The sequence below is a fragment of the Marinimicrobium agarilyticum DSM 16975 genome (assembly GCF_000423345.1).
Lineage (GTDB): Bacteria > Pseudomonadota > Gammaproteobacteria > Pseudomonadales > Cellvibrionaceae > Marinimicrobium > Marinimicrobium agarilyticum.
Map to the genome: position 1 here is coordinate 33546 of NZ_AUHU01000013.1, position 13992 is coordinate 47537.

General features: G+C 57.4%; 14 protein-coding genes. 7 read left to right on the forward strand and 7 right to left on the reverse strand.

The window, feature by feature from the left end; all coding sequences use genetic code 11:
* Positions 1 to 147 precede the first annotated feature (147 nt).
* The 3 genes from G547_RS21445 to G547_RS21450 all read left to right on the forward strand — a co-directional run bounded on the left by G547_RS21445 (position 148) and on the right by G547_RS21450 (position 4206).
* Positions 148 to 1074 (forward strand): ROK family protein, encoded by a 927-nt coding sequence (locus tag G547_RS21445; protein ID WP_036188604.1) that lies wholly within the window; start codon positions 148 to 150, stop codon positions 1072 to 1074.
* Between the two features lie 86 nt (positions 1075 to 1160).
* Positions 1161 to 2555: a sugar porter family MFS transporter gene (locus G547_RS0113190; protein WP_051235439.1), complete on the forward strand. Its 1395-nt coding sequence runs from the start codon at positions 1161 to 1163 to the stop codon at positions 2553 to 2555.
* A gap of 37 nt (positions 2556 to 2592) precedes the next feature.
* Positions 2593 to 4206, forward strand: a complete 1614-nt coding sequence (locus G547_RS21450) for a glycoside hydrolase family 32 protein (protein ID WP_036188678.1) — start codon at positions 2593 to 2595, stop codon at positions 4204 to 4206.
* A gap of 123 nt (positions 4207 to 4329) precedes the next feature.
* On the opposite strand, the gene G547_RS0113200 is transcribed toward G547_RS21450, so the two are convergent.
* From G547_RS0113200 to G547_RS0113215, 4 genes are all read right to left on the reverse strand, one after another.
* Positions 4330 to 5550: an ROK family transcriptional regulator gene (locus tag G547_RS0113200; RefSeq protein WP_051235441.1), complete on the reverse strand. Its 1221-nt coding sequence runs from the start codon at positions 5548 to 5550 to the stop codon at positions 4330 to 4332.
* A gap of 216 nt (positions 5551 to 5766) precedes the next feature.
* Positions 5767 to 6303, reverse strand: a complete 537-nt coding sequence (locus G547_RS21455; RefSeq protein ID WP_245573482.1) for a hypothetical protein — start codon at positions 6301 to 6303, stop codon at positions 5767 to 5769.
* 86 nt (positions 6304 to 6389) lie between these two features.
* The gene (locus tag G547_RS0113210) at positions 6390 to 7154 is read right to left on the reverse strand and encodes a sulfite exporter TauE/SafE family protein (protein WP_027330261.1); all 765 of its coding nucleotides are present in this window, start codon (positions 7152 to 7154) and stop codon (positions 6390 to 6392) included.
* Between the two features lie 43 nt (positions 7155 to 7197).
* Entirely contained in the window at positions 7198 to 7422 is a 225-nt protein-coding gene (locus G547_RS0113215; protein ID WP_027330262.1) for a hypothetical protein, read from the reverse strand.
* Between the two features lie 115 nt (positions 7423 to 7537).
* Here G547_RS0113215 and G547_RS0113220 point away from each other — a divergent pair, with 115 nt between their 5' ends.
* Entirely contained in the window at positions 7538 to 8095 is a 558-nt protein-coding gene (locus G547_RS0113220; protein WP_027330263.1) for a glutathione S-transferase family protein, read from the forward strand.
* A 237-nt stretch (positions 8096 to 8332) separates the two neighbouring features.
* The gene (locus tag G547_RS0113225) at positions 8333 to 8935 is read left to right on the forward strand and encodes a type 2 periplasmic-binding domain-containing protein (protein ID WP_157209878.1); all 603 of its coding nucleotides are present in this window, start codon (positions 8333 to 8335) and stop codon (positions 8933 to 8935) included.
* 54 nt (positions 8936 to 8989) lie between these two features.
* Here the strand turns inward: G547_RS0113225 and G547_RS21460 are convergent, their stop codons facing one another.
* Together G547_RS21460 and G547_RS0113235 are read right to left on the reverse strand one after the other, a co-directional pair.
* Positions 8990 to 10363 carry a glycoside hydrolase family 28 protein gene (locus G547_RS21460; RefSeq protein WP_157209879.1) on the reverse strand — a complete coding sequence of 458 codons (1374 nt, stop codon included), beginning with the start codon at positions 10361 to 10363 and terminating at the stop codon, positions 8990 to 8992.
* Between the two features lie 84 nt (positions 10364 to 10447).
* The gene (locus tag G547_RS0113235; RefSeq protein ID WP_036188610.1) at positions 10448 to 11680 is read right to left on the reverse strand and encodes a glycoside hydrolase family 88/105 protein; all 1233 of its coding nucleotides are present in this window, start codon (positions 11678 to 11680) and stop codon (positions 10448 to 10450) included.
* A gap of 295 nt (positions 11681 to 11975) precedes the next feature.
* On the opposite strand from G547_RS0113235, the gene coq7 reads away from it, so the two are divergent.
* Complete coding sequence (gene coq7 / locus G547_RS0113240; RefSeq protein ID WP_027330266.1) at positions 11976 to 12620, forward strand: 2-polyprenyl-3-methyl-6-methoxy-1,4-benzoquinone monooxygenase; 645 nt, start codon at positions 11976 to 11978, stop codon at positions 12618 to 12620.
* 41 nt (positions 12621 to 12661) lie between these two features.
* Here coq7 and G547_RS0113245 read toward each other — a convergent pair whose 3' ends face one another.
* Positions 12662 to 13084, reverse strand: coding sequence for an OsmC family protein (locus tag G547_RS0113245; RefSeq protein WP_027330267.1), 423 nt, complete (start codon positions 13082 to 13084; stop codon positions 12662 to 12664).
* Between the two features lie 259 nt (positions 13085 to 13343).
* Between G547_RS0113245 and crp the strand changes: the two genes are divergently transcribed.
* Positions 13344 to 13979 carry a cAMP-activated global transcriptional regulator CRP gene (gene crp / locus G547_RS0113250; RefSeq protein ID WP_027330268.1) on the forward strand — a complete coding sequence of 212 codons (636 nt, stop codon included), beginning with the start codon at positions 13344 to 13346 and terminating at the stop codon, positions 13977 to 13979.
* Positions 13980 to 13992 lie beyond the last annotated feature (13 nt).

Sequence of the window (13992 nt, forward strand, 5' to 3'; positions counted from 1 at the left end):
TAAATAACTTCAATTAAACGGCTTATAAATCATACATTAGTAGAAAAATAGATTATTGACTAATATATTTAACCGTGATTTACTTAGTCGAAATGGGGCCAGCCCCACAATAATTCCAGACACCAATAAGTAAGAGCGAGATGTGTTGTGAAGTCATTACCCAGCCTGTTTGGTGGCGTGGAAGCCGGCGGCACCAAATTCAATTGTGTTATTGGACGCTCCGCCAGCGAGATCACTGCCCGCGCCAGCTTCCCCACAACGACCCCCGAAGAAACCCTTGCCAATGCGCTGGCTTTCTTTACCCGGGAAATCGAAACCCAAGGGCCGATCGCCGCCATCGGAGTGGCCTGTTTTGGCCCGGTTGATCTGAACCCCCACTCGCCGCGCTACGGGTACATTACCGAAACCCCCAAGCCTGACTGGTCCAACACGGACGTGCTGGGTGCCATTGCCGGTGAACTCGGGGTCCCGGCCGCTTTCGACACCGATGTAAATGGCTCGGCGCTGGGTGAGCTGACTCTGGGGGCCGCACAGGGTTTGGAGGATTTTGTCTATGTCACCATCGGCACCGGTGTCGGGGCGGGAATTTTCTCCAACCGTCAGCCCATCAAAGGCAGCATGCATCCGGAAATCGGGCACCTGTTGATGCCTCATGACCGCGAACGCGACCCGTTCGAGGGCGCCTGCCCTTTTCACGGCAACTGCCTGGAAGGAATGGTCGCCGGGCCCTCCCTGGAAAAGCGCTGGGGCCGCAAAGCCGAAACGCTGCCCCCGGAGCACGAGGCCTGGGATCTGCAAGCGGACTACCTGGCCGCCATGTGCTGGAACATCACGGCAGCCTATTCTCCCCAACGTATCATTTTGGGCGGCGGCGTAATGAAGCAGGCCCACTTGTTCCCGAAAATCCGCGAACGCTTTCTGCGCGTCATGAACGGTTACCCCTGCGGGGCGGCGGCGCGCGACCCCAATCACTATATCGTGCCCCCCCAACTGGAAGGCCACGCCGGTGAAGCCGGCGCGATTCTGATGGCCCAGGCAGTCGCGCAGGAGGCTACCGGCACTATGGCGGTGTAGGCGCCGCCTGACCCCAACAACGGCGGACCCACGATGTGAGCCGCCCGATGAAGTCACCAACAATAAACTGAAGCGAGGTAGTCACAATGAGCCATACCAACGGGGCATCGCCGCCCCGCTCTCACCGTGTTGTTATTTTCAGTACCATTGTGGCCGCACTGGGCGGCCTGCTGTTCGGCTTCGATACCGCCGTCATTTCCGGGACCACTGGCGCTCTGGAACGAGAGTTTGAGCTGAGCAACAACGGGCTGGGTTTCACGGTTGCCATTGCGCTGATCGGCACCGTCATCGGCGCTCTCAGCGTCGGAAAACCGGCGGACTGGCTGGGCCGCAAGCGCTCCCTGATGGTGATTGCGGTGATGTATTTCGTCTCCGCCGTGGGCAGTGCACTGGCGACCATCTGGGGTGAGTTCCTGGTGTATCGGCTGATCGGCGGCCTGGCCGTGGGCGCCGCGTCGGTCGTGGCCCCGATGTACATCGCGGAAATTTCTCCGGCAGCCATGCGTGGGCGTCTGGTGGCCATCAATCAGCTCAACGTGGTCGGGGGTATCCTGCTGGCCTTTCTGTCGAACTACGTGATTGGTCTCTCCATTGAGGGCGCCAGCGCCTGGCGCTGGATGCTGGGCATTGAGGCGGTTCCCGCCGCGCTGTTTCTGGCCCTGTTGTTCCTTATTCCCTACAGCCCGCGGTGGCTGGTCAAGAAAGGGCGGACGCTGGAAGCCCACGACGTTCTGGTCAAAATGGGCGAGCCCAATGTGGAACAAGAATTGGCCGACATCGAACGGTCCCTCAAAGACAATGACAACGGCGCCTCTGACAGACTGTTCCAGCGCAAATACCTGTTTCCGATTTTCTGCGCCTGGTCCATTGCCATGTTCAACCAGCTCTCTGGCATCAATGCTCTGATGTACTATGCGCCGCGGATTTTTGAAAGCGCCGGTTTCAGTACCGAAGCCTCATTGCTGCAGGCGGTTCTGGTGGGTGGCACCAACTTTCTGTTCACCGTCATTGCTCTGTTCATGATCGACAAGCTGGGGCGTCGCCCCCTGTTGTTCATCGGCTCCATTGGTACGGCCGCATCGCTGTTCCTGGTGAGCTACCAGTTTATGGCCGATGAGATTTCCGGCAGCCTGGTGCTCTACGGTCTGCTAGGCTTTATTGCAGCCTTTGCCATCTCTCAGGGTGCGGTCATCTGGGTGTTTATTTCCGAAATTTTCCCCAACCGGGTGCGCGCCAAAGGACAGGCCTTTGGCAGTTTCACTCACTGGTTTATGGCAGCAGCGGTGTCCTGGTTGTTCCCGGTATTTGCCGATGGCAACGGCGGGCTGGTATTCATTTTCTTTGGCCTGATGATGGTACTGCAGTTCCTCTTTGTCTGGAAAATCATGCCGGAAACCAAAGGCACCTCACTCGAAGACCTGGAGTACACACTCCATGTACGGGGTGACGCAAAGTCATCAGCCAATCAACCCTCGGTTTAAACATGACCCCATTGATAACACCACAAAGAGGTTAACCATGAACAAGCTATTCACTCTGTCTCTGACCTCGGCACAGGCTCTGGCCTTCGCTGGCTGTACCGGCACGAGCGGTGACACCCAGAAAAGCTCAGCCCAAGCGTCAGCCTCCAGTCAAGCCAACGCGCCCTACGCGGAACGTTATCGTCCACAATTCCATTTCACCCCACGTGAAAACTGGATGAACGATCCCAATGGGCTGGTATACCACAACGGCGAATATCACCTCTTCTACCAATACAACCCTCACGGCAATAAGTGGGGCCATATGAGCTGGGGACACGCCATCAGCAAGGACCTGGTGCACTGGGAGGAGCTGGACGTCGCTCTGCCTGAGGATCAGAATTACATGATTTTTTCGGGCAGTGCGGTCGTGGATCACTACAACACGTCGGGTTTTGGAACCAAAGACAATCCGCCGATGGTGGCCATTTATACCGGTCACAAACAGCAGCCCGCCAAGGGGCAAAACCAGCAACTGGCGTACAGTCTCGACGATGGCCGCTCCTGGACCAAGTATCAAGACAACCCGGTTCTCGATGAGAATATGGAGAACTTTCGCGACCCTAAGGTGTTCTGGCATGAGCCCACCGAACGCTGGATTATGGTGGTCGCCCTCTCCACGGATTACAAAATCGCATTCTACAGCTCACCCAATCTGAAAGACTGGACCTTTCTCAGCCACTTTGAATCCCCCGCCTCGGAGCTGGGAATCTGGGAGTGCCCGGACCTTTACGCTCTGCCGGTCGACGGCGACGAGAACAAAACCAAGTGGGTGCTGGAGATAGACCTGGGCGCAGGTGAAGAGGGCTCTGTTGCCGGCGGCTCCGGTGGCCTGTATTTCGTGGGGGAGTTTGACGGCAAACGCTTTACCGCGGACGAGAGCACACTGCCCGAACACGCCGAGGGACCGCACCAGTGGGTGGATTACGGCAAGGACTTTTACGCCGCCGTCTCCTGGTCCGACATTCCCGAGGAGGATGGCCGACGCATTTGGGTAGGCTGGATGAATAACTGGCAGTACGCTCAGGAATTGCCCACGACGCCCTGGCGCAGCTCCCAGAGCATTCCCCGCAGCCTTGAGCTCGCCAGTTACAATGGCGGCCTGACGATGACGCAGGAGCCGGTCAAAGAGCTACAAATGCTGCGTAAGGACCAGAGAGAGGTCAGCAACCTAACGTTAACCAATGAAACCCGCTCTTTGGAGGACTGGGGTGTCCATGGTAAAGCGCTGGAGATGACTGTGCGTTTTGAGCCGGGCACCGCGGATACCGTCGGGCTCAATGTCCGTACGGGCAACAGCGAGAAAACCGTTATCCGCTACAATGTGAACGATCAGACCCTGGCACTGGATCGAACCCAGTCGGGCGAGGTGGACTTTCATCCGGAATTCCCCGGCGTGCATGTCGCGCCAATGCCGCTGGAAGGCGGGAAGGTTGAGCTGCACTTGTTTATAGACTGGTCTTCGGTGGAAGTGTTTGGCAACGATGGCGCGGTGGTCATCAGTGACAAAATTTTTCCCGAACCGAGCAGCCAGGGCGTAGAAGTATTCGCTGAAGGCGGCACGGCGACGGTGGAACAGCTGAACGCCTGGCCGCTGAAGTCTATTTGGTGAAGGCCGTGACGGGGCCGGGGTACCCCACCCCGTCACCCGTGTAAAGTTCACAAAAAAGCCCCGGCAAGGTCAGTGCCGGGGCTTTTTTTATGTCGGCGACAACACGTGCAGACGGTACTGAACTCAGATAATGCGACGCTCCGGCACACTGCCTTTCAAGAGAACCGTTTTGTCAGCACCGAAAGAAGAATAAAACGGGAGTATCCCACCACCCACGGCAATGGCATCCGGGCCGAGTTGACCGGGCAGCACCGAGGGAACAAAAATATCTTTAGCAGCCACCGAGGCCAACCGACGTTCCACCATCGCCACAAGCTCATCAATGATAAAACGCGGAAGGTTGGCATCAATCACAATAGCTTTCAGATCCAGCACGCTGATCACGGATAAAAAGGCGAAAACCAAAGCATCCGCACAATCGTCCATCCACTCCTGAATATAGCCTCGAGCCTCATCAATATGCTCAGGCAACTCACCGATGTGACTGATCTTAATACCATTCTGATTCAGGTACCGGCGCAACGTCAGCAACGAGGCGCGCTGGGTCAGCATATCAAAGCCAAGCTTGGTGGCCTTGTGACCGAACCGCTCTGAGTGCGGCACCGGCATGGAGGCGAGTTCGGCGGCATTGCCATGCACTCCCGGCTCCAGATTGCCGTGGAGGATCAACCCACCGCCAATAAACGCGCCGATATTGACGTAAAGGAAATCAGAGATATCCCGCCCGACCCCCAACTGCAGCTCGGCGATGGCCGCCGCCGCACCGTCATTTTCAAAGTACACTGGCAAATCGACACGCTCGGCCACTTCCTCGCTCAGATTGATATTTCGCCAGCGCTCAGACAGCTCCGAGGCCATTTCCAGTTCGCTGGGCCAGGCACCGAGGAACCAGGGCATGGCGACGCCCACACCGCGCAGGCGCTTCCGCGCGGACTTATCCAGTTGTGCGCGCAACTCAGGCAACAGTTCGTCGATCTGAGAAAGAATATAGTCAGGATCGGGCTGATCGAATTCACGGCGAAACTGTGTCATGACCTTGCCACTGAAATCCAGCAGCAGCAGCTCCAGGTCGCGCCGACCGATTTTTATCCCGATGGAATAAGCCCCGGCGGGATTAATGGCGTACAGGGTAGACGGCTGGCCAAGACCGCCAAGACGCCGCCCTTCCCGGACCACAAGCCCCGACTGCTCCAGGTCATCGACAATGCGGGTCACCGCTTGGGGGGTAAGGTTCGTGGCCCGCGCCAAGTCAGATTTGGAGGCGGTCCGGTATTTTCGCAAATGGGTGAGCATGACGCGCTCATTGTAGCGGCGAAGGCCGCTGGAGTTACTGCCCTGGCTCATTGTTCTGGACTCCAAGTCTCTTTTCCCAAGCCGCTAACGGCCTTTTTCACAGACCGTGAACAGGCTGCGAACGGCATCGCCAGCCGCTGGACTGTGCGGAACAACGTCCGGCCGACAAAGTAACCGCAGTTTAACAAAGAGTCAGGCCAGTATACCAGCGCCTTGTCGTCCCTGGCCCGAAACCCTAGCAGCCTGTTACATTAATTCGCCAACGCATTACTCGAGCCAGACCGGGTAATAATCGTACTCACAGTAGTTGGAATCGATATCGCACACCTCCAGCACGGCATAGGACTTTTCCGGAAGCTCGTCAATCAACGGGCTGATATCGGTGACGTAATCGTCCAGGCCGCAGGCCATGGTTAAATCGGAGTAGTACTGACAGATCCGGATGGCGTCCTGGTCACAGGGCAGACCCGCCCCACAGATTTCGGTGTACACGGGAATGCTGTCAACGACCGATGGGCGGTCATTCATCCGGAAACTCACCTGGTAGTCTTCCAGGCTGTTGACCTGCCAATCGATCTCGAAAATACCGGCGTCGTAGTAAGGGTCCAGGGTCAGCGGGGTCTCGTAGTCCACCGCAGTATCGATGCCGTAGCTGTCAATCAGGTGGTAGGCTTTCAGGTAGGGTACGAAGTCGCTCCCGTCGTGGTGGTGCTCCGACTCGTGTTTGACATAGACGCGGCTCTCATCACACCCCGCCAACACTACCATTACCGCCAACAGTGCTATTGTCATTGTCGCTTTCATGGGCCACCTCCGGTTTTTGTCTGAGCCTGGGGCCAGACTACGCCCGGAGAAGTGAATCAAAGCTGAACGACAATGCAGGAGCCCCGCTACGCCAAGATGCCGGCAATGCCCTCAATCAACAACTTCACCCCGGCCACAGCCAGCAAACCATAGCAGGTCCAGTAGAACCACCGGTCCGACACCCGCTTATGCAGGTAAACACCGAGCATCACCCCCAAGGGGGCAAAGGGCAACAGGACCAGTGCAGTGGTAAAGTTACCGAGGTTCAACTGGCCGAAGTACGCGTAAGGCACCAGCTTGGTGTAATTGACCACGCTGAAGAACAGCACGGTGGTGCCGACAAACACGGTTTTGGGAAGATGCTGTGGCAGCAGATAAATGGCGATGGGCGGCCCGCCAGCGTGGGCGATGTAGCTGACGTAGCCGGACACCCCACTCCAGAAGCCCCCGCGCCAGTGGCTGGGACGCTGGGCCTGAAGCCGCTGCAGCAGATACTTGCCCCACAGGTAATGGCCCACAAAGTACAGTGCCATCACACCGATCATCAGGCGGATCATGTCGACACTCATGTACTGAAAGGTCAGGGCACCTCCGAGCAGACCGAGCATGGCCCAGGGAAACATGATCCGAAGGTTGGCCTTGTCCCACTGGCCGCGAAAACTCCAGAGGCTGACCAGATCCATGGCGCACAGAATGGGCAGCAGCACGGCAGCGGCCACACGCGGGTCCACCATCAGGGACAGCGCCGGCACCGCCAGTGTGCCCAGGCCACCACCAAACCCGCCCTTGGACAGGCCGACCAACAACACCACCGGAATGGCCAGTGCGTAGAACTCCCAGCCTGCAATCATGCGCCGCCTTCTCCGTAAAAAGCGGCTATTGTATCAGCCTCGCCTATCCCTTTTTCGGGTCTCCCCGGGAGCCACCGGGGCCTTCCCTTTCCATGCGCTCCAGCTCCTTGCGGTAGGCTTCCAGGTCCTCCCAGTCATACGGCGTGCCGGCATTGAGGTGGTCCGGGTGCTTGGCGCGCTCCTTGGCATGGGACTGCAGGGAATGTTCTTCTTTTTTGTGCTCTTCCTGCTCCCGTTCATACTTTTTCAGAAAATCCGATGCTTTCATATCGACGCTCCGCTAACCAAAATAGTCACTTTTTCCGCTATCATGACCCTATCCCATTAAAGTCACTGGTACGACCCGTACGTTCAAAACGGCATTGATCCAAGGAGCCGATGTTATGCAATTGTTTGGCAGCTACACCTCACCCTATGTTCGCCATTGCCGAATCGCCCTCGCGGAAACCGGCCTGCGATGCGAGTTTGTCGAAAGCGACGCCCGCACCAGTGCGGAGCGCTCTCCGAGCCAGAAGCTTCCCTTCCTTCAGGATGGCGAGCTGCTCCTGACCGACTCCTGCTCCATTCTGCGCTACATTCGGGAGAAGGCCAAACAGCCCTTTTTCCCAAGCCTGCGGGATTACGATGATTTTTGTCTGGCCAACACGCTGATGGATTCCGCCGTCAACCTGTTCATGCTGGAGAAGGACGGCGTCACGCCCGAGCAGAGCCCTTACCTTGAGCGTCAGCAGCGGCGCATCGACACCTGCCTGGACGCCCTGTCCCAACGGGCGCTGGCGCAAAGTGCACCCTACAGCGATTTCGAGCTGCGCCTGGGCTGCATTCTGGGCTGGGCGCTGTTTCGCAACCGCTTCTCTTTCAGCCAGTATCCAATGCTTACGGAGTTTCACGAGAGTCTGGATCAGTACGAGCCGTTCGCACAGACAGCGCCTTCGTCCTAGGCCCGTTTTAAGCGGTCTCGGAGGGGGGCTACCCAAAACAAGTTGCGTTTTAGCGGGGTTAGGCGCCAAAATAGCCAGACCATGAACACCTTTTACAGCAAAACTCATCGTCAGAAGACTTGGCGGCACCCCCCATCGAGACCTGCACTGGCGGTGTTTGCTGCTTTGCTGTTCTCTGCCGCCATCGCTGCCGAACCCCGCCCCAAGATAGTATTTTCGTGCTGGCTCCCCCCCACTGTGCCGCTTCACGAACGCTTGACGACATTGTACGCCGAGGCTTTTGACGCACTCGGGTACGATTTCCAGATGCACTACCGCCCAAACCAGCGGTCTCTGATGGAAGCACGCGCCGGTGTAACAGATGGAGAGTGCGCCCGAACTGACACCTATGACCAAGACAACGCCTCCGCTCCCCTGGTCCGGGTAGATGCTCAGATTGCCAGCACTTCTCTGGAGGCCTGGAGCAGCGACCCCGACCTGAAAGTCGTCAGCCTGAACAGGCTGGTAGAGCATGACTACCGCATCGGTTACGTCCGGGGCCATGTGGCTGTGAGTGCCCTGATGGAACGCTACCCGACCCTGCGCCTAACTCCCATCACAGGAACAGAGCACGGCCTGAAAATGCTGAGCGCTGGCCGTCTGGACCTGTTCATCGGCACCTCAATATCAACCCGGCAGGAAATGGCAGCACTGCAACTGCCCACTACTTTGTATTCTGCGGGGCATCTTATGGTGCTTAGAGGCCACCCCTATCTAAATGAGAAGCACGAGGCTCTAGCGAAACGCTTGGCTGAAGAGCTGAAAAAGCGTTTGCCTGAAGGAGGCTGGCGGTTCGAGTGAAGCCAGCCCCCAACAGAGTTCACGGCGGATCGTTTTTCCGCTGGCGGGAAGGGGTTATCGCCAATCGAGGTGTCCATCTACCCGATTGCCGTTGATCCGGACATTGTCAAACACCAGGTTTTGCACGTTATCGAGCACGAAAAGGTTATCAGCTTTTTTGATGGTGATGTTGCGCAAGGTCACATCCTGTAACGGATAGCCTTCCGGAGCGTACACCTCCAGAACGCTACCGGTGGATTCCACGGTAATGTTCTCGAACACCAGATCCCGGTAAACCGTCGGATAGTTTCCTCCCAGCTCGCCCGGATAATTCAACTGGAACCAGAACAGCTGGTCAAAGGATTCAATGGTCATGTTTCGAACACGGATGTGTTCCGCGATACCGCCCCGGTCGAGGTTGGCTTTAAACCGAATAGCCGCCTTACCACTACGGAGCACGTTATCGGTGAAATACACATGGCGGATGCCACCGGACATTTCACTGCCCAAAGCGATACCGTCTTCCCCGCCCATGTCGTTGTTTCGAACAACGACATATTCACTTGGCTTGCCGATGCGGCGCCCGTCATAATCGCGGCCGGATTTGACCACGACCGAGTCATCGCCGGTGCGGAAGGTATTGTTTTCCACGATCACGTATCGGCTGGAATCCACATCGATACCATCATTGTTGGGAAACATACTGTCGACCGTCAAACCGCGCACGATGGCATGGTCGGTGTACACCAGGTGGTTGATCCAGAAGGGTGAGTTCTTGATGGTATAGTCTTCCAGCAACACGCGCTTGGCATCCACAATCTGAAGCATACTGGGGCGCAAGTAGTGGCCTTCACCGAACTGACGCTGCTCAACCGGTGACCCCTCGGCCCCCAGGGCGCGCAACGCGTCCATATCCGGGCGCTGCTTGTCGTACCAGGGGTGAAACTCACTGTCTTCGTTGCCGTCGAAAGTGCCTTTGCCAGTCACGGCGACATCTTCCACTTGGTGGGCGTAAATCAACGGTGAGTAGCCATACATTTCGGTGCCCTCCCACCGCGTGAAAACAGCCGGGAGATAGTCTTCCGCGTCTTCCCCGAAGAGCAACACCGCCCCTTCGCTGATGTGCAGATTAATTCGGCTTTTCAGGTGAATCGGCCCCTCGCTCAACCAGCGTCCCTCGGGGATGATGACCCGGCCACCGCCGTCGGCATGCGCCGTTTCAATGGCCTGCATAATGGCCGGCCGGGCGTCGCGCCCGCGCTTCGCACCAAAATCGGTGATGTTGTAGTCGCGCTCGGGAATGACCGGGCGTTGAACCGCCTGGACAATTTCAGAGGCTTTATTCCAGTCGGTTTGAGTATTGCGATGCTCGGGTATCGACTGGGCACCGGCGAAGGACGATAAGAAACAGGCGGTCAGTAGAACACAAAGCCCTGAGTTGATTTTCATAGATACCTTCTCGTTATTTCTGGTTGTTTGCATTGACGGCACCCGCCGCGCTCTCACCCGCAGCGGGGCCTACAATTCTAGCCTTCAGCGTCCAAGCGCCAGAGCTGCCAGGATGAACGGCCCAACACCGTGGGGATCATCCACCCGAACGGCCTCTCCGATGTAGTACTCGAAGGTGCCGGGCCGATACGGCTCGTTGCCGAGACCGGCACTGCCGCAAATTTGCGTCAAGTGCACTTCTCCGGACGCTTCAACCTCCACCAGCTCCTTGATGAGGCCGTCAAATCCTTTCTCTGCAATCGCTCTGTAACGCTTGGGCAGATACCCTTCCTGCACACCTTTTGCCATCGCATAGACGAACATGGAAGAACCGGAAGCCTCCAGATAGTTTCCATAGCGGTCGCCCTGATCGGTGACCTGATACCACAGGCCCGACTCATGCTGGTGCGCCGCCAACGCCTCTGCCAGGCGGTTCAGGATATCCACCAGCGCCTGCCGGTCCGGATGGTCTTCGGGAAAGACCTCCAGTGTGTCCACCAATGCCATGGCATACCATCCCATAGCGCGAGACCAGAAATGGGGGGATAAACCAGTCTCGTTGTCCGCCCAGGTTTGCAGGGTACTCTCGTCCCAGGCGTGGTAGAGCAAGCCGGTTTCCGGGTCGCGGGTTTTTGACTCGATCAGGATAAATTGATGGGCAATGTCGGAAAAAGCCTCCTTGCCCTCGTCGAAGGTATGGGCATACTGGGCCCAGTAGGCGGCACCCATGTACAGACCGTCCAGCCACATTTGCCAGGGGTAGATGCGTTTGTGCCAAAAGCCACCGGAACGTGTGCGAGGTTGCCACTGGAGTTGGCGACGCAGGGTGTTCATGGCCGTCAAGTAGCGCTCGTCCCCGTACTTGTCGTACAAGAGGAACAGCAGCTTCCCGGCGTTAACATCATCTATATTGAAATCCCAGATCTCATAGTTTTTGATATGACCCTGATCATCGATCAGCTGGTCTACGTATATCTTGCCGTACTCCAACAGCCGCTCATCACCGGTGCGCTCATACTCTTTTTGCATGGCGGACAGCGTAAGGCCATAGGTGTAGGCCCACTGAGGGGTGTCCAGCAACTTATAGTCGCGCATGGCCCAGGCTTCAGGGCTACGGTGAATAACGGACAGGGCCATTCGTTCGGACCATTTGCCCGTTTTGGGAAGGGCGACATCGGGTTCAGATTGGGCTTGAATGTGGGCGCTGTGCAGTAACACAACGATCATAAGGGCAATGGCCGCGCCAAAACCCCCGGCTCTCAGGTAGCGATTTAACATAGGATCTCCCATCGTCATTTTTTATTAATTCGACCCCCTAATGGGTGGCCGAGGCGGGCGAGCTGCCAACGCAGTGCGCGAAGAAGCCACCCTTTGCCAACAGCTGACAGGCAGTTGCTGGACTTATGCTTTTATTGACTCTCTCTCACGACAAAATGATTGAGCAATCCTCAGCGGTTTGCAAGTCAAAACCGACAAATTCTTCACTTCTGCGGTTATTTCCCCCAACGGGGGACCTTGAGTACAATCCAGGCGATGCCAACTCATTCTCGTTCGGTAACTGAGGCTCTTCACCATGACCCAACGCACGCTCTCAAGGCTGGATCAATTCATTCTCGGGTTTGATCGGGTTCTGCGTACCCTGTCGGACACGCCGGGCGCGGAGCGCCGCCCCTCTCCCGCCCAGGCCAAATCGCCCACCGAACTGGAAGAGAACGAACGTCGCCACGCGGCGGGCCTGATGCGAGTCAATCATTCCGGGGAAGTCTGTGCGCAGGCGCTCTATCAGGGGCAGGCTTTGACGGCAAAGCTGCCTCGGGTGAGGGCCGAGATGGAGCATGCCGCGGAAGAGGAAGTGGACCACCTGGTCTGGTGTCGGCAACGTCTGGACGAGCTGGGCAGCCACACCAGCTACCTCAACCCATTATGGTACGGGCTGTCCTTCACCCTGGGCGCAGGAGCGGGCCTGATCAGCGACCGGGTCAGCCTGGGTTTCGTGGCGGCCACCGAGGAGCGGGTCTGCAACCATCTGCAGACCCACCTGGAAGAACTGCCGGAAGCGGACCTTCGCAGTCGCGCGGTGGTGCAGCAAATGCTTATCGACGAGGCCAAGCACGCCCAGACCGCCCTGTCCGCGGGCGGGATGGACTTCCCCGCGCCGGTCAAGCGGGCCATGACCCTCGTAGCCAAGGCGATGACGAGCACCAGCTACCGGCTGTAGGGTGTTGGCCGGGCCCGTGCAGAACCGGCCCGGGAAGCGGGTTATTCTGCCTCGTGAATCTCGTAGTCGTGGGTGATCTCGACCCCACCGGCTTCAAGCATGATGGAGGCGGAGCAGTATTTGGTGGCCGAGAGTTCCACCGCCCGCTTGACCTGATTCTCTTTCAGGCTTTTACCGGTCACCACAAAGTGCAGGTGGATCTTGGTAAACGGCGACGGGACGCCCTCGGCACGCTCGGCGTCCATGTCTACATAGCAGTCCGTCACTTGCTGGCGGGACTTGTGAAGGATACTCATCACATCAAAAGAAGAGCAGCCGCCCAGGCCGAGCAGCAGCATTTCCATGGGCCGAACCCCGGTGTTGCGGCCACCGTGATCGGGCGGGCCGTCCATCAACACCGTGTGGCCGCTACCCGACTCGCCCAGAAATTGGGCGCCATCGACCCATTTCACCTTACCTTTCATTCAATTCACCTCAATAAAAACCGGTCCGAAACTGGCGCAGAAGGGTACCATAACCCATTAATAATCCCACTATCGTCGCCGAATTCGACTTAGATCACAAAAGTTGCCCTTTCTTCTGGACATGTTGGCGCCCTAGGCTTATAACTGGTTCACAAAGTTGCTAGCATGTAAACGGTGCCAACTGGTCAGGGCTGTCGTTTCGGTTCATAATGCCCGCCATTAACCCATTGATAACGCACAAAAAACTAGGAGCTGCACCTTGGTCGCCGTATCCTTGACACCCCACATTACTCATGTGGACGAGTTTCTCAGCTATTGTCATCGCCGACGTTACCCGGCAAAGAGCACGATTATCTACGCCGGGGACAAGAGCGATTCCCTGTATTACATCGTTCGCGGTTCCGTCACCGTTCTCATTGAGGACGACGAGGGCCGTGAAATGATCGTGGCCTATCTCAATGATGGGGACTTCTTCGGGGAAATGGGTCTGTTCGACCAGGAAGACTCCCGAAGCGCCTGGGTCCGCGCCAAATCCGAATGCGAAGTGGCGGAAATCAGCTACAGCAAATTCCAGGAAATCGCCGGTGATAACCCGGAATTTGTCTTTGCCCTGAGCAGCCAGATGGCCCGTCGCCTGCGCGCCACCACCCGCAAAGTCGGGGACCTGGCCTTTCTGGATGTCACCGGTCGCGTCGCCCGCACCTTGCTGGACCTGTGCAAGGAGCCTGACGCCATCACCCACCCGGACGGGATGCAGATCAAGATCACCCGTCAGGAGATCGGCCGGATCGTGGGCTGCTCCCGCGAGATGGTGGGTCGGGTATTGAAGACCCTGGAGGATCAGGGCCTGGTCGAGGTCCGCGGTAAAACCATGGTGGTCTACGGAACCAGGTAAGGCCGACAAGTCC

What these genes read in the sequence shown, in the direction of transcription:
- coq7 (WP_027330266.1), top strand. Translation starts at nt 11,976, where the DNA reads ATGACCCAACGCACGCTCTCAAGGCTGGATCAATTCATTCTCGGGTTT.
- G547_RS21455 (WP_245573482.1), bottom strand. Translation starts at nt 6,303, where the DNA reads ATGAAAGCGACAATGACAATAGCACTGTTGGCGGTAATGGTAGTGTTG.
- G547_RS0113200 (WP_051235441.1), bottom strand. Translation starts at nt 5,550, where the DNA reads ATGAGCCAGGGCAGTAACTCCAGCGGCCTTCGCCGCTACAATGAGCGC.
- G547_RS0113210 (WP_027330261.1), bottom strand. Translation starts at nt 7,154, where the DNA reads ATGATTGCAGGCTGGGAGTTCTACGCACTGGCCATTCCGGTGGTGTTG.
- G547_RS21450 (WP_036188678.1), top strand. Translation starts at nt 2,593, where the DNA reads ATGAACAAGCTATTCACTCTGTCTCTGACCTCGGCACAGGCTCTGGCC.
- G547_RS0113190 (WP_051235439.1), top strand. Translation starts at nt 1,161, where the DNA reads ATGAGCCATACCAACGGGGCATCGCCGCCCCGCTCTCACCGTGTTGTT.
- G547_RS0113235 (WP_036188610.1), bottom strand. Translation starts at nt 11,680, where the DNA reads ATGTTAAATCGCTACCTGAGAGCCGGGGGTTTTGGCGCGGCCATTGCC.
- G547_RS0113245 (WP_027330267.1), bottom strand. Translation starts at nt 13,084, where the DNA reads ATGAAAGGTAAGGTGAAATGGGTCGATGGCGCCCAATTTCTGGGCGAG.
- G547_RS0113215 (WP_027330262.1), bottom strand. Translation starts at nt 7,422, where the DNA reads ATGAAAGCATCGGATTTTCTGAAAAAGTATGAACGGGAGCAGGAAGAG.
- G547_RS0113220 (WP_027330263.1), top strand. Translation starts at nt 7,538, where the DNA reads ATGCAATTGTTTGGCAGCTACACCTCACCCTATGTTCGCCATTGCCGA.
- G547_RS21460 (WP_157209879.1), bottom strand. Translation starts at nt 10,363, where the DNA reads ATGAAAATCAACTCAGGGCTTTGTGTTCTACTGACCGCCTGTTTCTTA.